The organism is Nostoc sp. MS1 (genome assembly GCF_019976755.1).
Classification (GTDB): domain Bacteria; phylum Cyanobacteriota; class Cyanobacteriia; order Cyanobacteriales; family Nostocaceae; genus Trichormus.
Genome location: NZ_AP023441.1, coordinates 2,893,340 through 2,913,073 on the forward strand (window position 1 = coordinate 2,893,340; position 19,734 = coordinate 2,913,073).

Here is a 19,734-nt window from a genome sequence, read left to right on the forward strand (position 1 = left end):
AGGGCAAAGGGTAAGGGGTAAAGGATTTTCATTCTTACCTTTCACCTTTCACCTTTTCCCTCTTAAATCTCCCTCATCTCCCTTATCTCCCCCCACTCCCCACTCCCTTTCATCACATAATATTTAACGGGTCTACATCTATTGTTAAAGTGACATTATCAGCACACAGTAAGCGTACTTCGTCCCAGTCAGGTAAATATGGCAAAGCGTCAGGGGCAAATTTTAACAATATCTGCCAGCGATAACGGTTTGCTACCCTCATGACACTGGCTGGTGCTGGGCCTAAAATTTCAAAGCCTGGGTTGTCGCTTAAGACTGTGGCGATCGCACTAGCTGTATTTTGTACTTGAATAGGATCAAGGCTACTCAATCGCAATAAAATTAACCTGCCATAAGGTGGGTAATTCAGAACTTGCCGTTGTTCTAATTCAGCCTGCACAAAAGATTGATAGTCATGATACCTGACTGCCTCAATTACCGGATGTTCTGGGGTATAGGTTTGCATAATTACCCTGCCGGGATCATCACCTCTACCAGCCCTACCTGCTACTTGAGTTAAGGTTTGAAACGCCCTTTCACTGGCGCGATAATCTGATAAGTTTAACAGTCCATCGGCAGCCACTACACCTACCAGTGTCACCTGTGGTAAGTCCAAGCCTTTAGTCAGCATTTGTGTACCCACTAATAAATTCGCTTCCCCATTGGCAAACCGAGTTAGTAGGGTACGGTGTGCGCCTTTGTTACGAGTGGTATCACTGTCAAAACGGATGTATTTCAATTCTGGAAACTGTCGGCTTAACTCTTGGGCAACACGTTGAGTTCCGCTACCGAAGAATTTCAGGTAAGGGGAACTACATTCCGGGCAGTGTTTAGGATGTACAGCTACATAATTACAGTAATGACAGCGTAATAATTGCGGTGCGCCTTCTTCTGTCTGGTGATACGCTAGGGACACATCACAGTGGGGACACTCCACGACATAGCCACAACTACGGCAAGAGACAAAGGTACTATGTCCGCGACGATGGATAAATAAAATTCCCTGTTGTCCTGTCTGTTGCAGTTGTTCTAAAGCGTCTTGTAACGACCGACTAAATATAGACCGATTTCCCTCCTGCAACTCTTGCCGCATATCTACAATTTCCACTGGCGGTAGAGGGCGGGAGTTGATGCGTTCGGGGAGGGGGGAGTAGTGGGTGGGGAGTGGTGGTTCGGCTACGCTCACCAACCGGGAGTGGGGAGTGGGGAGTGGGGGAGATGAGGAAGTGGGGGGAGTAGGGGGGGATGAGGGGGATGAGGAAGTTGTTAATTTTGAATTTTGAATTTTGAATTTTGAATTTTGACTCACACTCACCCACGTTTCTAACGATGGTGTGGCGGAACCTAAAATTAAGGGACAGTTTTCTAGTTCTGCACGCCATTGGGCGACGGTGCGGGCGTTGTAGGTGGGGATGGGGGAGTCTTGTTTGAAACTGCTGTCGTGTTCTTCGTCGAGGATGATTAAGCCGAGGTTGGGTAGGGGGGCAAAAATGGCGCTGCGTGTGCCGATGACAATTTGGGGATCGCCTGTCAGCATTTGTCTCCAGGTGTCGTAGCGTTCGCCGTCGGAGAGGGCGCTGTGATAGACGTTGATTTTATTGTTACCAAAACGGGCGCGGAAACGGTCGGTGAGTTGAGGCGTAAGACCAATTTCTGGGACTAAAACTAGGGCTGATTTTCCTTGTGCTAGTAGTGGAGCGATCGCTTGTAAATATACTTCTGTTTTGCCGGAACCTGTCACTCCATGTAACAATACTTGAGCAAATCCGTCTAGCTTTTGTATAGTTGCTAAGGCATTACTTTGGGCAATATTTAATGATTTTGGTGTATCTAAATCTAATACTTGTGCTTGTTCTTTTCGTAATATTTCCCGTTCTTCAATAGCAATGTAGCCTTTTTGTTCCATCGCCTTTAGGGTAGAGGAACTGGTACTACAAATTTGTAACAATTCACTGTGCCATAACTCACCACCACTTCTACGCAATACATCTAAAATTTCTCTTTGCCTGGTGGTTAAATCACTATCAATTGTGTTAATTAAGATCACTGCTTTTTGCAGTTTTGGTCGAGTTGTTCGGGGTGGTTCTATGTAACTTTCTACTAAACCAATACGTAATAATTCCCGCACTCCCCTATAAGTTGATTTAACTTTTTGCTGTAAATAAGCGAAGCTATAATCTCCTGCGCTTTGGGCTTGTAATAGCTTGAGAATTTGCTGTGCTGGAGGACTTAAAAACGAAATTGAAGATTGCTCATTTTGTCTTTTTATCAAGCGGACTCTGCGTTGGGATCGCCCTAATAATCCCGGTGGTAAGGCTACCCTTATTACCTGAATCAATGGCGTATAGTAATACGCTGCTACGCGATTTAATAATTCCCAATAAGCACTAGCAAAAAACCCAGAAGTTACTACATCCTCTACTTCACGGATTTTTTCTGGCGCTATGTCAACATTGGGTTGTGTGGATAATCGAATTGCGATCGCGCCTAATTGCTGAGGGCCAAAAGGTACACTTAATATATCTCCTGGTTTGATTTCTAACTGATTTGGTATCCGGTATGTGAATAATCCTGAATTACCAGGACAGTCAACTAATACTTCAACATACTGATTTGCATTGCTTGCCGCTCGGTATAAGTTCTGATTTTCGCTAACTAATAAACCTAGTGAATTGTTGTCATTAATATACATAATTGTTTAATTCTAAAGATAAATCTTCTTATTTCCTTAGACCAAGCCACTTAACTTTACTGAGCTTGTCAGATTATGGTTTTTCTTTCCTTAGATGTAAATTGTAAATCCTACTACTTTTATTACTTATAATACTTGATAAGTTTCCTCTTATGTAATCTACTAGACAAATTTAACCAAAGCATACGTGCAATAAATATTTGAAGACAACTATAAAAAATCAAACTATGTCCTGGGAAATTGATGAAATAGTTTATCTAAGTACTAAATAGGGAATAGCCTTTTTTCCGCCCATTGATAGATATTCATTCCTTTGTCTCTATGAGATGCTTTTATACAAATAATTTCTTGGAAATAATAAATTGCCAAATTATTAGCATTCGGGAAAATTACTCAAGCTAATAACAAATCAAGACCAACAAATATTATGTGATTCCTCTCATATCTCTCTACAGGTAAAGCTAAAAAACTTTATAAAAGTTTATAATTTTTAAAGATAATAAGGAGAATAACTTATATTTCTTTCTATTTGTTAAATAAAAAAGAGATTGAGGGGGTTTGACAGATTAAAGGATTAATAAAAAAATAAGCAATATATTTGTAGGAAACTGAGAAAATAAAATTTGGGTGCGAAATTAATATCCCAAGAAATTGAACATAGCAGCTACACACCGACAGCTAGCAATTAATGGAAATTTCTAAAAATTAAATTACGAACACTGGATGCTGTCAACAAAAAGACACAGCTTAAGTTAGGGAAACTACCAATTCTCAGTAGTTAATATATTTCATTAAATTATGTACCAGACAAAGCATGAATCCCTCAAGGAAACTATGAATATTGCTGAATTGGGAACAATGGAGATACTAGGGAATGCTGTTGAACATGATGAGCATTCACTTGATAGCCTTGATAATTTAGAACTAATCATAGAAGAAACCCCAATAATAGAAAATCTGGAAACAGACGAACGTGATGGGGACGAAATGGCAGCCGCCCGGCCTTCTGGGTATAATAAAACCGAGCATGATGATGCAGTAGGCGCGTTTTTCAAAGAAATGGCACGCTATCCACTGCTAAAACCTGAAGAAGAAGTGGAATTGGCCAGAAGAGTTAGATTTTTAGAAGAATTTAGAGATTTACAAGCTGCTTTAGAAACACAATTAGGACAGCATCCGACAAAAGCTCAGGTAGCTGCTCAGTTAGATATAACAGAAAAACAATTAGAAAATCGCTTGTATCAAGGTCGAGTAGCGAAAAGAAAAATGATTCGCTCGAACTTGAGATTGGTAGTATCAATTGCTAAACGATATCTTAATCGCGGAGTACCTTTTCTAGATTTAATTCAAGAAGGAGCGATGGGATTAAATCGAGCTACAGAAAAGTTTGATCCCGATAAAGGATACAAGTTTTCTACCTATGCTTACTGGTGGATTAGACAAGCAATTACAAGAGCGATCGCAAATGATGCCAGAACAATCCGCCTACCAATTCACATTGTAGAAAAACTCAACAAACTTAAAAAAGCTCAAAGGGAACTCAAACAAAAATTCAGCCGCAACCCTACCGAAGCGGAAATGGCAGAATGGTTGGAAATCACCGTCCAACAATTACGCCAATTGCAACAATTAAGGCGACAAGCATTATCTTTAAATCACCGAGTCGGTAAAGAAGAAGATACCGAACTGATGGATTTATTAGAAGATGAAGACAACCTATCTCCAGAAGCAAAAATGAACGAAAACATGATGCGTCAGGAGATTTGGGAAGTTTTAGGTGATGTGCTTACCCCTAGAGAAAAAGACGTAATTTCCTTACGTTATGGTTTGACAACCAGCGAACCCTGCACCTTAGAAGAAGTCGGCAACATGTTCAACCTATCCCGCGAACGAGTCCGGCAAATTCAAAGCAAAGCCATGCGCAAGCTCCGCCGTCCTCACATAGCTAAACGGCTTAAGGGTTGGTTGATTTGAGGAACAATTGACAATGGACAATTGACAATGGACAGTGAACAATAGACAGTGGACAGTGAAAATAATCTGTCAACTGTCAACCCTGCGGCTACGCTCAGGGTAAGCTGTTAACTGACCAATGACTAATGAATAACAATTTGACTGTGCGTTTTGCTGAACCTGCTGATAGCGAAACACTGTTTGGCTTGATTAAAGAATTGGCAGAATACGAAAAGTTAACTCATGCTGTAACTGGTAACGCTTTGGCACTGCAAGAGCATCTTTTTGGTTCGCAAAAATACGTGGAAGCAATTTTAGCGGAATCCGCAGGCCAAGCTGTAGGTTTTGCCTTATTTTTTCCTAACTACTCTACCTTTCTCACCAAGCCAGGGATTTATCTGGAAGATTTGTTTGTCCTACCAGAGTATCGTCGGCAAGGCATCGGTAAAGCCCTTCTGACTAAACTAGCCCAAATTGCAGTCGAACGCGGTTGCGGCAGATTAGAGTGGAGTGTTCTCGACTGGAATGAATCAGCCCAAGCATTTTATCGCCGCATGGGAGCATCAATATTAGATGATTGGCGAATTTGCCGGGTTACAGAAGAAGCAATAAGTAAATTAGCTGCTAGTTGACAGTTGACAGTTGACAGGAGTTAATAATTTTTTCCCCCACTCCCTCATCTCCCTCATCTCTTTCATCTCCCCCCACTCCGCTCTCTCTTAAACTTTGACAACCTGTCTTTTGACGCAAGTAATGGCTCAGTTGACAATTATTGAAGAAGATATTGGCTCAATCAAGCCTTACTTGCAGAGAGAACACGAAATGAAAAAGATTTTTTCCTTAGTACTGTTAGGCATAGCACTCTTCACTTTTGCCTTCAGTAAACCAGCATTGGCGGCAGACAGTACCAATGGAGCCAAAATATTTAGTGCTAATTGTGCTTCTTGTCATGCTGGCGGCAAGAATTTAGTTCAAGCCAATAAGAATCTGAAGAAAGACGCTTTGGAGCAGTTTGGTATGTACTCAGCAGAAGCTATTATTGCTCAAGTCACCAATGGTAAAAACGCCATGCCTGCTTTTAACGGTCGCTTAAAACCAGAACAAATTGAAGATATAGCTGCTTATGTACTAGAGCAAGCAGACAAGGATTGGAAGTAATCACTAAGGGGAGTGGGGAGTGGGGGAAGTAGGGGAAGATGGGGAACAATACTAACAATTCTTCCTCATATTTCTCATCTCTCCATCTCCTCTGCTTTCTTAAGAACTACGCGGAATCCTTTCGATTTCTGCGTAGCCACTAAATATCAATTTGTCTCCTTCAGTATCTAAACGATTCAGGCGCATTTTCACGCCGTCAAGGTCAAAACGGTCTAAATCGACCATATTATCTAAAATTTCTGCCAGTACTAGGCTTAAGGTTTTTGATATTTCTTTTTGCGATTCGGAAACTGAATCAAGATCAACTATAGGATTTTTAAAAGAAATGCGGCGACGCTTTTCTACAGCCACTGTTAGAGTCATCGTTATAGGTATGAGTTCTCCATCACCTAAATCTGCCTGGGCATTAATTTTTAGGCTATTTTGGGGCAGAAGTTGTACTTGAACCTCCGTAAAAGAGACTGGTTTCCCATCCGATAACTCAGTTAAGGCGGGTACAGCTAAGTTAACTAGACGCTTCTGCACTAGTTCAGCTTTAAATGCTTTGTTGAGTCCAGTTTCAGATAATATAACTTGAGCGATCGCCTGAGTAGGTTGTTTGAGATTTAACTTACCGCTCAAAACAGCACCAAAGTCAATAGATACCGCATCAGTCTCAAAAGACATTTCCTCTACGGCAAAATCTCTGCGAATAACTAAGCCTCGTCCGCTCATTTTGAAGCTGTCAATACTACCTTGCAACAGCTTGCTGGAGGGAAAGCAACGCACAAAGACTTCTACTGACTCGCTTTGAGTAAACAAGTGGCGAATCGTTTGGCTGGCAACTGTATTGAGCATTCTTTCGCCCCAATCAGTGCCTTTAGGATCTTGGAAACCAGTAAGTCCGCCGAACATTTGGTTGTGGGTCTCTAGAAGTTCTTTGTATTTTTGTAACAAAATGTGAAGATTTCAGCAACCCCTGAGTGATTGAATGTGCTGATATGCAGGGTCGAGTTTTCTAATAAATCAAGATAAAAGCTACAAAACGCTACTTCTTAGCGTTCTGTATAGGAATTTTTTACTGAATTTTGAGTAGGGAATAAGAAATTTTTAAATTCCCTTCTCCTTGTTACTTACAACCCAGAGACTCGCGGGTATCAACCCCAGTTTTGGAATTAACTCCACTAGCTTTGGTGCAGAGCTTTTTTACCTGTACTCCGTCCAAAACCGCATTAGTAAAATCCGCCCCAGTAACATCTACATTATCAAAAATAGAGCGCAGCATCATGGCATCGGTAAAAATAGCATCAGTTAAATCAGCATTTTTAAATTTTGCCAGATAGGCTATGCCATTACTAAAGTCTACACCATGTAAATTTACTCCCTCCAATACAGTACCGTTAAATACGCCACCGCGTAAATCAGCATTGCTGAAGTTGGCATTTTCTAAATCCAGATTAGTAAATTCCGTACCAACTAAGCTTTGACCTGCAAAATCCTTCACCTGCACCTCATCACCAGCAGAACGGGTGATACTAGAAGAACTTGCAGCTTGCGCCGACGCAGGAAACAGAAATAAAACCATAGCCAAAACTAGGCTTGTTACTACTCGCCAATAATTCATAACGCTTTCTTAATAAATCTCAACATTACTCCATTATTAAACATCACTTTGAGTAATGAGTAGTAATTGCAGAGGAAGAAATAAATTATATTTTTCTTCACGATTCCCTATTACCGACTCCCTACTCCTTATAAGATTAGATGTTGGAGTGCGATCGCATAAGCAAAACTATCTGTGGCTAATCAACAAGACACTGCCGAAATCTTAGGGAGAACCCCTCTGTATCAACTGGGTGTAGAACTCAAAGCCCGCTTAACCAGCTTTGGCGGTTGGGAAATGCCAGTACAATTTAGTGGTATTACTCGTGAACACGAAGCTGTGAGAACTGCGGCTGGCATGTTTGACATTTCTCACATGGGCAAATTTACCCTCCAAGGTAAAAACGTAATTTCTCAACTCCAGGGTTTAGTACCCTCAGACTTAAGTCGGTTACAACCAGGGCAAGCCCAATACACTGTGTTGTTAAATCCTCAAGGTGGAATCATTGACGATATTATCGTCTACTACCAAGGCGAAGACAGCAACGGTACACAACAGGCGTTTATCATCGTCAATGCAGCCACCACCAATAAAGACAAAGCATGGATATTGCAACACCTAGATCAAAATCAAGTGCAATTCCAAGACCTTTCACCAACCAAAGTTTTAATTGCCCTCCAAGGGCCAAAAGCTATCAATTATCTCCAACCCTTTGTCAAAGTAGACTTACAACCAATCCCAGCCTTTGGACATTTAGAGACAACAATACTAGACAAACCCGCCTTTATTGCTCGTACAGGTTACACCGGGGAAGATGGCTTTGAAGTTTTAGTAGACCCAGAAGTAGGGGTAGATTTATGGCGTAGTTTGTATAATGCTGGTGTCATTCCCTGCGGACTGGGTGCAAGAGATACCCTCCGGCTAGAAGCAGCAATGGCACTTTACGGACAAGACATCGATGATACAACTACACCTCTAGAAGCAGGCTTAGGGTGGCTAGTTCATTTAGATACCAAAGGTGATTTTATTGGTAGGTCAGTTTTAGAACAACAAAAAGCCACAGGAGTACAGCGCCGACTCATAGGTTTGCAAACCCAAGGTAGAAACATTGCCCGTCACGGCTACCAAGTTTTGTCACAAGGTAAAGTAGTAGGCGAAGTTACAAGCGGTACTCTATCCCCCACATTGGGTTATCCTGTTGCTTTAGCCTACGTTCCCGCTAAACTAGCAAAAGTCGGTCAACAGCTAGAAGTAGAAATACGTGGTAAAGCATACCCAGCAGTTGTAGTTAAACGTCCCTTTTATCGTTCAAGTAATAAGGGATAAAAACGGTTGACTGTTGACTGTTGACTGTGGACTAATGACTAATGACTAATGACTAATGACTAACGACTAAGTGTTTTAAGAGGAAAAGAAATGTCGTCGTTTGAATACCCTCAAGATTTGCGATATTTAGATACTCATGAATATGTGAGGCTAGATGGTGAAATTGCTACTATTGGCATTACAGAATTTGCTGTAGATCAGTTAGGTGATGTAGTGTTCTTAGAATTGCCAGAAATTGGTGACTTACTGACTAAGGGAGATACTTTTGGCTCAATTGAGTCAGTCAAAGCTGTCGAAGATTTGAATGCACCAATTACAGGAACAGTAATAGAACGGAATGAGGCTTTAATTGAATCTCCTGAAGCAGTTGCAGATGATCCTTACGGTGAAGGGTGGTTCTTAAAGTTACGTGTTAATGACCCTGATGAAGTAAATGACGCTTTAACTGCGGATGAATACCGCGCTGAGGTAGAAGGCGAGTAGTTGGGGAGTCAGTTAACAGTTAACTGTTAACTGTCTTGCCTTGTTTATTGAAAGTTGACAAATTACACCAATTGTCTAAACTTCAGCAACAGATACAAACCCCGAAATCCTTGTAATATCTGGTTTTCTCAATTTTGAATTTTGAATTTTGAATTTTGAATTTGGTATTACCCCCACTTTCTGTAGGTATTTGTTGCAAAATATGAAATAGTTACTTCTGGAGTTTAATTTAGTGGTATCTTATGCCCCTATTCCTCAGTCTAGCGATGAAGGTCGTTTTAATGAAGACCAACGCCAACAACTAGACCAAGGGAAACAAGTTTTAAATACTTTTATACAAAGACATATAGGCCCATCATCGGCAGATATTCAACAAATGCTTGGTGTATTGGGATTTTCTAGTATAGATGACCTGATTAATAAAACAGTACCCGCATCAATTCGGCTGAATAAAAAGCTACAGCTACCAGAGGTGCAAACTGAGTATGCAGCACTGGCAAAGTTAAAACAAATTGCCTCGAAAAATCAGGTATTTCGCTCATACATTGGTATGGGATATTACGATACAATCACGCCGACAGTGATTGGGCGTAATATCTTAGAAAATCCTGGTTGGTATACTGCTTATACTCCCTATCAGCCAGAAATTGCTCAAGGGCGGCTAGAAGCGCTGCTTAATTTCCAAACCATGATTATCGACTTAACAGGGTTGGAAATTGCCAATGCTTCCCTACTTGATGAAGCGACAGCCGCCGCCGAAGCTATGAGTATGAGTTATGGAGTGAGTAAAAATAAAGCCAATGCTTATTTTGTTTCTCATGAGTGTCATCCCCAAACGATAGACGTTTTACAAACTAGGGCTAAACCCTTGGGGATTGAAATTATTATCGGGGATCATCAGACTTTTGATTTTGCTCAACCGATTTTCGGCGCTGTCTTACAATATCCCGCCACTGATGGCACAGTCTACGACTACCGTGCTTTCATCGAAAAAGCCCACGCCCAAGGTGCATTGGTAACAGTAGTAGCAGACCCTTTAAGCTTAACTTTACTCACTCCCCCTGGTGAATTTGGTGCTGATATTGCCGTCGGTAGCACCCAACGTTTCGGTATTCCTATGGGTTTTGGCGGCCCTCATGCGGCATACTTTGCTACCAAGGAGGAATACAAGCGGCAAGTTCCAGGGCGAATTGTCGGTGTATCTAAAGATGTCAACGGTAAAACAGCACTGCGTCTAGCTTTGCAAACCCGTGAACAACACATCCGTAGAGAAAAAGCTACTAGTAATATTTGTACGGCTCAGGTATTACTGGCGGTGATGGCGAGTATGTACGCCGTCTATCACGGGCCAGAAGGACTCAAGCAAATTGCGGAAAATATTCACCAGTTAACTGTTACCTTGGCAGAAGGTTTAAAGAGGCTGGGTTATAAAATTAGTTCTCAAAATTTCTTTGATACCTTGCGGGTAGAGTTGGGAACACAAAAATTAGAAACCATCCTCGCAGGTTGCCAAGCCCGTAATATTAACTTACGAATTTATGATGAGACGGCTGTGGGAATTTCTTTAGATGAAACTACCACACCAGAAGACCTCATCGACCTCTGGCAAATCTTCGCAGCTAAAGATGATTTACCCTTCACACCAGAAGAATTAACATCTTCTCCCGATATTTCCCTCCCTCGTACTAGCAGTTACCTCACTCACCCCATCTTCAAGCGCTATCACTCAGAAACAGAGTTACTGCGCTATCTGCACAGGCTGGAAACTAAAGATTTGTCTTTAACTACATCGATGATTCCTTTGGGTTCTTGTACGATGAAGTTAAACGCTACATCTGAGATGATTCCTGTAACTTGGGAAGAATTTGGGAGGATACATCCTTTTGCACCACCAACCCAAACACGGGGTTATCAAATTCTGTTCCAACAACTTGAGGCTTGGTTAGCAGAAATTACTGGCTTTGCTGGTATTTCTCTACAACCTAATGCTGGTTCGCAAGGGGAATATGCTGGGCTTTTGGTAATTCGTCAGTATCATGAAAGTAGGGGAGAAGCAAACCGCAATGTGTGTTTAATTCCTACTTCTGCACATGGGACAAACCCAGCGAGTGCGGTGATGTGTGGGATGAAGGTTGTTGCTGTTGCCTGTGATGCTGAAGGTAATATTGATGTTGATGACCTCAAAGCTAAGGCAGAAAAACACAGCCATGAACTTGGGGCGTTGATGGTAACTTATCCCTCAACTCACGGCGTGTTTGAGGAAGCAATTCAAGAAATTTGTGCGGTTATTCATAGTCACGGCGGTCAAGTCTACATGGATGGGGCAAATATGAATGCCCAAGTGGGGATATGCCGTCCTGGGGATATTGGCGCGGATGTTTGTCACTTGAATTTGCACAAAACTTTCTGTATTCCTCATGGTGGCGGCGGCCCTGGTATGGGGCCAATTGGTGTGGCTTCCCATCTTGTGCCATTTTTACCAGGACATCCCATTTTAGGGAGTGGGGAGTGGGGAGTAGGGAGTGGGGAAATATCTAATTCCCAAAATATTGGCGCGATCGCAGCTGCTCCTTGGGGTAGTGCTAGTATTCTAGTAATTTCTTGGATGTATATTGCCATGATGGGGGCAGATGGGTTGACCCAAGCAACTAAGGTAGCAATTCTCAACGCCAATTACATCGCCAAGAGATTAGAGTCTTACTATCCGGTGTTGTACAAAGGGCAGAATGGTTTGGTTGCCCATGAGTGTATTTTAGATTTGCGATCGCTCAAAAAATCAGCAAACATCGAAATCGATGATGTAGCAAAGCGTCTCATGGATTACGGTTTCCATGCTCCCACAGTCTCTTGGCCTGTGGCGGGTACAATCATGGTGGAACCGACAGAAAGCGAATCTCAGGCAGAATTAGACCGTTTCTGTGATGCTTTAATTGCTATTCGTCAAGAAATTGGCGAAATTGAAGCAGGTAAACTAGATATTCAAGATAATCCCTTGAAAAACGCCCCTCACACTGTCGAAAGCCTCCTCAGTTCCGAATGGCATCATCCCTATTCTCGTGAACAAGCCGCCTATCCAGCCCCTTGGACACGCGAGTATAAATTCTGGCCGAGTGTCGGTAGAATTGATGCGGCTTTTGGCGACAGGAATTTTGTTTGTTCTTGTCTGCCAATGGAAGCATATTCGTAAGTGCTAATTCGTAATTCGTAATTAATAACGAGCTTTGCTACATCTGAGTTCCTGAATTACGAATTACGAATTGGTATTACCAATTACCAAAACCCACCATCTTATCTGAATTTACCTGAACTCAATATAGATGATGCGGGAAATTTAATCATAAAAGTGGTTTGACCATTGCCACTCTCAACATTAATGGAGCCGCCTAAATGCTTGATCATTTGTTTAACTAATGCCATTTCCAAGCCAGTACCGCTATATTTCCAAGGGTCTTTGTCGGAAATATGATAGAAAGGCTCGAAGATGCGCGATCGCACATCATGAGGAATTTCTAATCCAGAATTGCTTATACTCAATTGCATAGCGTCTGCGGTGAGTTGGGCGGAGACTGTAATTGATTCACCCGCAGGAGTATATTTACAGGTATGGGTAAGTAATTCGGTAACAATACGTTCCAGTTCGGTAATATCAGTTTCTAAACGTGGCAGTCCTGGTTCAATAATTAAGTTGAGTTCCTGTCTTTGACAACTGGTGAGGTCGTGAAAAGACTCAACGATAGGAGGAAGCCAGGTTTGGAGGTCGATAGAAATGAGTGTAGGGGGTTCTGGTTGGGCTTGTAAATAAGTCAGTGTCAACAGATCATTAATTAGTTCGCTTTCTCTACCGCATTCGCTATGGAGAATTTGCAAAAGCTGGGGGACGACTTCATCTAATGTACTTGTGGGAGATAGAAGGCTTTCGAGAGTTTGCGCTGCTAGGCTAATGCTAGTTATTGGTATCCGCAATTTTTGAGAGAGTTTTTTGAGAAATGTATTGGTGAGGTTTTCTCGCTGTTCTAATTTTTGCAGTCTTGCTTGAGTGGTTGCGTCTAACCTTGCTTGGCGAATAGCGATCGCACAATGATTTGCTAAAGTTTTTACTAGGCATATTTCCGCTTCATCAAACATCTGTTGTGTTGGTCGAACCAGCCAAAGATTACCTAACATCCCCTGTCCATCAAAAATTGGACAAGCTAGTTGAGTGATGACTAATAACTGGGGATGCCAACCAGGTACAATTTCTATTGTGTGGAAGTTTTGTTTTTGTAAAAGTGGTTGATAAATTTCGCTTAAGTCTGCAATTTGCTTAGTTAAACCTTTGTATGTGGGTTTAGTAGTTGAGTATTCATGAATGACATTAGCACAGGTGTAGTCAGGGTGATAAAGTTCGATATAGCAGGATTCTAGTTGAAATAAATTGGCTAATTCTTGCGTAACTGTTGCTAGAATTTGTTTTTCATTACAGCGTTCGCCTTCGGCGGGGAGTAGCCCATCGCGGATTTTCTCTGTTATGTGCAGAACTAGAGCCTGAAACTTTTGAGACTGGTGTAACTGGTCTTTCTGCTCCTGTTTATGAGAATCTAGTTTAGTTTGTAGTTGTTTTATTTGTTGTTGTAGTTTGGTCTGCTGGATAGCGACACTTAATTGTGTTGATATTTGCTTGACTAAATCAACTTCTATCTGCTGCCATTGATGAGGTTCATCACAATACTGGGCAATTAATAGCCCCCATAAGTCTTTGTGTAAGTTAACGGGTACAACTAAATTAGCCCTCACCTGCATAGAAGCAAGGAACTCTCTTTGACAAGATTTCACTCTGGCTGCGTAGATATCTTCAATAATTTCCAAACAACATCGCCCCTGGCTTTGGTGATATTTGCCGTTTAAGCAAGGATCACGAAAACTTTTACCCAAAAGCGGAATATCAGGAAATACAGTTGATTCCGCCACAACAGTACCATTGTTCTCAGACTTGATTTTATAGATGAGGATGCGATCGCAGTTTAAACACTGGCGTAAATCTTGAGCAATTTGATCTAAAATCCTGTCTAAATCCAAGGATTCTTGAATTTTCTGAGCAATTGCCGCTAAAATTCCTGCGCCTTGGGCTTGAATTTCTCTGGCTTGCACTAACTGTTTTGTGGCAGTAATGTTACTACTAGTGCCAATCAAGCGATAAATTCTGGAATTGCCATCTCGTAGTGGTGTGAGAGTTGTATTCCACCAAGTAGTTACTCCCTGAAACTGCAAGCATTGTTCATAGGAAATCGTTTTGCCAAAGCGCACACAGTCATTGTAGTGTTGACGTACCTTCACCGCATCAACAGCCGTTAAAATCTCCTCTGGTTTTTTGCCCCGCAACTCTTCCGATTTAATACCCAACCATCTTTCATGAGTAGGATTGAGTGCCACATACTGAAAGTCTCCATCTTCCAGTACATCCACTACAAATATAGATGTCTGCATAGAATTATACATACTCAGTAGTAACTGTTCGCCACTACTTGGTTCATCTACCTCTGTCCCAAAAAGAATATGCTGATGCGCCTGTTCCTTCAACTTAATGGTTGAGTCTACTGGGTTGGTATTCATGCGAGAGTCCCTGTCTGGTGTTACTGGGTTATATAGGCGCGTTCTCTCGAAATTTCCTGGTAGAAAATGCTTTTTAGCGCCTAAAGTAAAGATTTGTTAGACTTTCCTGATGATATTTTGATCTTTCTTTATTTCTTACCAGAAATCTCAGAAAGTTAATAGCGGTATGATAAAAAAATACTGCTAGTCAATGCCTAAAACACATTTGCAGGCTACTGTATTTTTACTGAAGTTTATTATTAAGATTAATTAAGATTGTTGCATAACTTTAATTCAATTTTAATTGAAAATTAATTTACGTCATATTTCTTGATAAAGTCATGCTTTCTTAACTTTATATAGCAATAGGCAGATGAGGGAGACAAGGAAGCAGAGGAGAATAACTTTTGACTATGGACTAATGACTAATGACTAATGACCAAATTACTTCACTAACCGATAAGCATTGATACCCGTGAGAATGGCGACTATCAGCCAAGTAATGCCTAATCCTACAACTTCGCCTAAAAATAAGCGTGACAAGCGGTGCAAGATAAAACCTAGTGTAGTACCTATCGGGATAGCGATCGCCCAACTGCAACAATTCACTAATACCCATTGCCAAGCCCAAGGGACTGGCTGACGAATTGCTAACCATTGGGCTAGTCCGATACTCAAACCACCGATAAAACCGGATCTAATCCCATTGAGCAGGCGTAGGGGGAAAATATCTATGGAGGGTATAATCCAACCAATAGCACCTACACCAATTGCTGTTACTGCTACCCAAGCCACCGACGTAAACAAAACCCATTTGAGTATAGAGATATTTTCTTTGAGGAGCAAGCTTTGAGGTAGTGCGATCGCTAATCCACCAATAGCAGCTTGTACCATACCAATCTCTGGCTGTTCAGCAATTTCTAGCCAAAACAAACTACCCAAAAACCCACCACAAGTAGCAACAGTCCACAGCAAGATAAATTTTAACGGTGTTTTCATCTGGGTATGTCAGTTATCAGATGATGTTAACTGTTCACTGTTAACTGGTGCTAGAGGCCTAGCGGCTTTAGCACTGAACATTTTTTGAAAAACCTGACGACGGTAAGGGGGTGACTCTGGAGTGATGTAACCCCACAGACTTTCCCAGTAAAAAAAAGAGATACCAAAAAAAGAGCGATCGCGCACAGCTTGTACTTGTTTTTTAATTTGGTCAATCTTAACAGGAGTTTGCCAAGTTCCTGTTGATATGCCAATAGCCACAGGAATTTTAGTCCGGGCAAACTTGACGGCTGGTTGTTCTAATTCAGTTACAAAACTACTTATATTGTTGCGATACACTTGTAAAACTAACTCATCAATCAGACGTTTTTTCACCCAGGTTGACCAATCTTGTAAATAATATTTGTATGCAAAATATTGAGAATTGGGTGCAAGAGATATTTTAGCATTAGGTTTCAAGTCTTTTACAACCTGATGTATTTCTGTCATGAAACGAGTAATTTTGCTAGCACGCCAACTCATCCATTCTGAGTCAAAGGTGTTTTTAGGAGGGCTTTTTCCTTGATGTTCTTCTTGATAAAGTTTTATGGTGTATGGGTCATAGCCAAATTGTACTGGCATACCAAAATGGTCATCAAATTGGATACCTTCAACATCATAATTAGTAATAACTTCTGTAATTAGCGCTAAGATAAATTGTTGAACTTCTGGATGTAAAGGATTGAGCCAGACTAGCTTATTTGTGGGGTCATTATCACTTTCTTCTGGTAGCATTTCACTAATAGATATAACGCCACCTTGACCATTTGTTAACCACTCAGGGTGACGTTTAGCTATAGCTGAATTAGGGGGAGCCATGAAACCATATTCAAACCAAGGAATTACACTTATACTTTTCGGTTTGGCAAGTTTAATTAACTTGGCTAAAACGTCTTGTCCTCCGTGCATTAAGTTCAGCAGGGGTTGAGTGTCGTCACCTATCACAGATTTAGCTGTAGCACTCTTGTAAAATGTATGACCCCGATTCCAAACTACAGGATAAAGTGTATTAAAGTTAAGTGCAGATAATTGCTCAATAGCACGATCTATACCCCAAGGTACAAAGAGTACACCACTAGCAACATTAGTTAACCAAACTCCTCGAATTTCTGTTGTAGTTGGTACACTGCTTTTTTGTTCATAATTAGGCAATGAAGGGACAGACAATCCTGTTAAATACAATATTAATTGTACAAACAGTAAGTACGAAAAAAACAGTTTTGCCAACCGAGTCATGAGAGGGTCTAACTTCGCCGGGAAGATGGGATAGGAATTACGGAATAAGTTAGTATACCCTCAAAATATTTACAAATAACGTCATCTATGTATCAATAATTTAAACTGTATTAATTGATGATGAGCTTGCTTTATTGATAGAAATTACACATTTGGCGAAAAAAGTTAGTGTCAAATATCATTTTTTAATAAATTTGGTAAAAATAAAATAGTTATATAACCATAAATCAGTCCGGTAGATGCACTAATTGGTATAGGTGCAAATATTAAGTAAATTAGAACTCCTAAACCACCGCCAGTTAACGCTGCGCCAATTGAAATTATGAGAAAAAATAGACCTACACCAACTAAAACACTAGCTAAAATGCTGAGAATATGAGCAAGTAACCATTGGGAAATTTTTTTGATAGACCACTGCATGATTATTGCCTGAGAAAGCCCGATGAGAAATAGGATTAGAGATAGGTTAAAAACTAACATCTGAGGCGTTAAATTACCATTTACATTAGTCCATAGACTAGTTACTTGGCCACCTATACCAAATCCAATAGTTGTTGCCAAAATCCATTTAATAGTAAGCTGACGTATATTTGTAGATAATCCCTGTTTTTTTAATAACTTTTTTAAAGCTATACCTTGACCGAAGCCGAGAAATAATCCTGCGATCGCACTAGGCAAAAAGTTTATCAGTCCTTTGTTAGTAACTAAAAATGGGACATTATAGATAGCAGTAATAGCCAAAATCGCAGCAGCTAATCCAGCAACTAGCCCTATAGTAGTTCCTAATATCCAAGAAAAGTTAAGCTTATCTTTTTTCTCGCCAAAGTACATAGATAAATGTAGAGACTCAATAGAGTTTTTATATTATAGATAAATTTAATGTATGGTTTTACACGTAAAATTTTAATTTTTTAGATTCTTAAAAAATTAAGGGCTTTAGCCCTTATTACGAACAATATATTATGTTGTTAATTGATGAGTGTTAAAATCTTTCTACTCCCTCAAACTGTTGATTTTTGATGACATTTGCAGCTTCGCCACAAGTGCGTGGGGTAGGGAATATCTTCCCAGGATTTGCTAAACCTTGGGGATTAAATACCTGTCTTACCCATTGCATAGTTTCTAAATCGGCATTACTAAACATATCTGGCATGTAACATTTTTTATCAGCTCCAATACCATGTTCCCCAGAAATGCTACCGCCAACTCTCACGCAAAGTTTGAGAATTTCACCTCCTAACTCTTCGACTTTCTCCAATGCACCATGCACAGCATTATCAAAGAGAATTAACGGATGCAGATTACCATCACCAGCGTGAAATACATTGGCAATTGGATAACCAAACTTCTGACTTAATGCCTCAATCTCTTGCAAAACATAAGGTAATTGAGTCCGAGGAATTACCCCATCTTGCACATAATAATCTGGGCTTAAATGACCAGCAGCCGCAAACGCAGCTTTACGCCCTTTCCATAATTTCAATCTAGTTTCTGGGTCACTAGCACAAGTCACACTCCGCGCACCATTCTTTTTACAAATATCGGTGACACGTTGTTTATTCACCTCAACTTCGACTTCTAAACCATCAATTTCCACTAACAAAATCGCCGTAGCATCACGAGGATAACAATTAGTAGCAACAACATCCTCCACCGCGTTAATACTAACGTTATCCATCATTTCCATCCCACCAGGAATTATCCCGGCACTGATAATGTCAGAAACAGCCGCCCCAGCCGCCTCCACGCTGGTAAAATCTGCTAATAACACACAGATTGATTCTGCACTTTTGAGAATACGTAAGGTAATTTCTGTAGCAATTCCTAAAGTCCCTTCTGAACCGACAAATATACCTGTTAAATCATAACCAGGGCTTTCAGGAATTTGCCCACCCAAATCAACTATTTCCCCTTCCGGCGTAACAATTTTCAAACCCAAAACGTGGTTAGTAGTAACACCATACTTTAAACAATGCACCCCACCAGAGTTTTCCGCCACATTACCACCAATTGAACAGATAATTTGGCTAGAAGGGTCTGGTGCATAATAAAATCCCGCACCACTGACAGTTTGTGTTACCCAACTGTTAATCACTCCTGGCTGTACTACAATGCGCTGATTATCTAAATCTACGCTAAGAATTTGCCGCATGAGTGACGTAACAATTAATACTGAGTCTTTCGATGGTAACGCCCCACCAGATAAACCAGTTCCAGAACCGCGTGCAATGAAAGGTACAGCATACTGATTACATATTTTTACTACCGCCGCCACTTGTTCAGTAGTTCTAGGTAACACCGCCACAGCCGGACGCTGACGGTAGCTAGTCAAACCATCACACTCGTAGGTGATAAGTTCTTCTCGGCGTTGGACTACGCCTTTTGTACCAAGCACAGCCTCAAAGGCTTTAATTATGGGTTTCCAGTTACGTTGTTTTTTATCTTGGTCTTGGATAAGCATAGATTTTTATTTAACTACCGGGTGGAGGAGTTTAATTAGTATATGTTGTAAGAATAACAGTTTCAGGCGATGAAAGGGCAATGCCTACGGCCGCTTTGCCAACGCTCTCATCAAATCTTATGACTGGATGGCTGAAGATTGCATTGCTGCATTTTTTATTTGTTTGTGGTATTAAGTGAGTGAGAAAAACAATATTTA

14 protein-coding genes are annotated in these 19,734 nt (G+C 40.8%); 6 read left to right on the top strand and 8 right to left on the bottom strand.

Going from position 1 to position 19,734, the window contains the following annotated elements; genetic code table 11:
- Nucleotides 1–112 precede the first annotated feature (112 nt).
- Nucleotides 113–2,731, bottom strand: a complete 2,619-nt coding sequence (gene priA / locus NSMS1_RS12535; protein WP_224093582.1) for a primosomal protein N' — start codon at nt 2,729–2,731, stop codon at nt 113–115.
- Nucleotides 2,732–3,529: 798 nt separating this feature from the next.
- On the opposite strand from priA, the gene NSMS1_RS12540 reads away from it, so the two are divergent.
- The 3 genes from NSMS1_RS12540 to petJ all read left to right on the top strand — a co-directional run bounded on the left by NSMS1_RS12540 (nt 3,530) and on the right by petJ (nt 5,842).
- Nucleotides 3,530–4,705 carry an RpoD/SigA family RNA polymerase sigma factor gene (locus NSMS1_RS12540; RefSeq protein ID WP_224093583.1) on the top strand — a complete coding sequence of 392 codons (1,176 nt, stop codon included), beginning with the start codon at nt 3,530–3,532 and terminating at the stop codon, nt 4,703–4,705.
- A gap of 125 nt (nt 4,706–4,830) precedes the next feature.
- A complete protein-coding gene (locus NSMS1_RS12545; protein ID WP_224093585.1) occupies nt 4,831–5,316 on the top strand; it encodes a GNAT family N-acetyltransferase in 486 nt (161 codons plus the stop codon).
- Between the two features lie 190 nt (nt 5,317–5,506).
- Nucleotides 5,507–5,842, top strand: coding sequence for a cytochrome c6 PetJ (petJ, locus tag NSMS1_RS12550; RefSeq protein ID WP_224095216.1), 336 nt, complete (start codon nt 5,507–5,509; stop codon nt 5,840–5,842).
- Between the two features lie 99 nt (nt 5,843–5,941).
- Here petJ and NSMS1_RS12555 read toward each other — a convergent pair whose 3' ends face one another.
- The gene (locus tag NSMS1_RS12555) at nt 5,942–6,736 is read right to left on the bottom strand and encodes a DUF2993 domain-containing protein (protein ID WP_224093586.1); all 795 of its coding nucleotides are present in this window, start codon (nt 6,734–6,736) and stop codon (nt 5,942–5,944) included.
- Nucleotides 6,737–6,950: 214 nt separating this feature from the next.
- Nucleotides 6,951–7,445, bottom strand: a complete 495-nt coding sequence (locus NSMS1_RS12560; protein ID WP_224093587.1) for a pentapeptide repeat-containing protein — start codon at nt 7,443–7,445, stop codon at nt 6,951–6,953.
- A 174-nt stretch (nt 7,446–7,619) separates the two neighbouring features.
- Here NSMS1_RS12560 and gcvT point away from each other — a divergent pair, with 174 nt between their 5' ends.
- From gcvT to gcvP, 3 genes are all read left to right on the top strand, one after another.
- Complete coding sequence (gcvT, locus tag NSMS1_RS12565) at nt 7,620–8,750, top strand: glycine cleavage system aminomethyltransferase GcvT (protein WP_224093588.1); 1,131 nt, start codon at nt 7,620–7,622, stop codon at nt 8,748–8,750.
- Nucleotides 8,751–8,840: 90 nt separating this feature from the next.
- Nucleotides 8,841–9,233 (top strand): glycine cleavage system protein GcvH, encoded by a 393-nt coding sequence (gene gcvH / locus NSMS1_RS12570; RefSeq protein ID WP_067764001.1) that lies wholly within the window; start codon nt 8,841–8,843, stop codon nt 9,231–9,233.
- A 232-nt stretch (nt 9,234–9,465) separates the two neighbouring features.
- Nucleotides 9,466–12,420 (top strand): aminomethyl-transferring glycine dehydrogenase, encoded by a 2,955-nt coding sequence (gcvP, locus tag NSMS1_RS12575; protein WP_224093589.1) that lies wholly within the window; start codon nt 9,466–9,468, stop codon nt 12,418–12,420.
- 101 nt (nt 12,421–12,521) lie between these two features.
- On the opposite strand, the gene NSMS1_RS12580 is transcribed toward gcvP, so the two are convergent.
- From NSMS1_RS12580 to glcD, 5 genes are all read right to left on the bottom strand, one after another.
- Complete coding sequence (locus NSMS1_RS12580; protein ID WP_224093590.1) at nt 12,522–14,822, bottom strand: GAF domain-containing protein; 2,301 nt, start codon at nt 14,820–14,822, stop codon at nt 12,522–12,524.
- A 423-nt stretch (nt 14,823–15,245) separates the two neighbouring features.
- The gene (locus NSMS1_RS12585) at nt 15,246–15,800 is read right to left on the bottom strand and encodes a hypothetical protein (RefSeq protein ID WP_224093594.1); all 555 of its coding nucleotides are present in this window, start codon (nt 15,798–15,800) and stop codon (nt 15,246–15,248) included.
- Nucleotides 15,801–15,809: 9 nt separating this feature from the next.
- Nucleotides 15,810–17,075 (bottom strand): glycoside hydrolase family 10 protein, encoded by a 1,266-nt coding sequence (locus NSMS1_RS12590; protein ID WP_224093596.1) that lies wholly within the window; start codon nt 17,073–17,075, stop codon nt 15,810–15,812.
- A 171-nt stretch (nt 17,076–17,246) separates the two neighbouring features.
- A complete protein-coding gene (locus tag NSMS1_RS12595; protein ID WP_224093598.1) occupies nt 17,247–17,906 on the bottom strand; it encodes a hypothetical protein in 660 nt (219 codons plus the stop codon).
- Between the two features lie 151 nt (nt 17,907–18,057).
- Nucleotides 18,058–19,530: a glycolate oxidase subunit GlcD gene (gene glcD / locus NSMS1_RS12600; protein ID WP_224095217.1), complete on the bottom strand. Its 1,473-nt coding sequence runs from the start codon at nt 19,528–19,530 to the stop codon at nt 18,058–18,060.
- Between the last annotated feature and the right edge of the window lie 204 nt (nt 19,531–19,734).

What these genes read in the sequence shown, in the direction of transcription:
- priA (WP_224093582.1), bottom strand. Translation starts at nt 2,731, where the DNA reads ATGTATATTAATGACAACAATTCACTAGGTTTATTAGTTAGCGAAAAT.
- NSMS1_RS12540 (WP_224093583.1), top strand. Translation starts at nt 3,530, where the DNA reads ATGTACCAGACAAAGCATGAATCCCTCAAGGAAACTATGAATATTGCT.
- NSMS1_RS12545 (WP_224093585.1), top strand. Translation starts at nt 4,831, where the DNA reads ATGAATAACAATTTGACTGTGCGTTTTGCTGAACCTGCTGATAGCGAA.
- petJ (WP_224095216.1), top strand. Translation starts at nt 5,507, where the DNA reads ATGAAAAAGATTTTTTCCTTAGTACTGTTAGGCATAGCACTCTTCACT.
- NSMS1_RS12555 (WP_224093586.1), bottom strand. Translation starts at nt 6,736, where the DNA reads ATGTTCGGCGGACTTACTGGTTTCCAAGATCCTAAAGGCACTGATTGG.
- NSMS1_RS12560 (WP_224093587.1), bottom strand. Translation starts at nt 7,445, where the DNA reads ATGAATTATTGGCGAGTAGTAACAAGCCTAGTTTTGGCTATGGTTTTA.
- gcvH (WP_067764001.1), top strand. Translation starts at nt 8,841, where the DNA reads ATGTCGTCGTTTGAATACCCTCAAGATTTGCGATATTTAGATACTCAT.
- NSMS1_RS12580 (WP_224093590.1), bottom strand. Translation starts at nt 14,822, where the DNA reads ATGAATACCAACCCAGTAGACTCAACCATTAAGTTGAAGGAACAGGCG.
- NSMS1_RS12585 (WP_224093594.1), bottom strand. Translation starts at nt 15,800, where the DNA reads ATGAAAACACCGTTAAAATTTATCTTGCTGTGGACTGTTGCTACTTGT.
- NSMS1_RS12590 (WP_224093596.1), bottom strand. Translation starts at nt 17,075, where the DNA reads ATGACTCGGTTGGCAAAACTGTTTTTTTCGTACTTACTGTTTGTACAA.
- NSMS1_RS12595 (WP_224093598.1), bottom strand. Translation starts at nt 17,906, where the DNA reads ATGTACTTTGGCGAGAAAAAAGATAAGCTTAACTTTTCTTGGATATTA.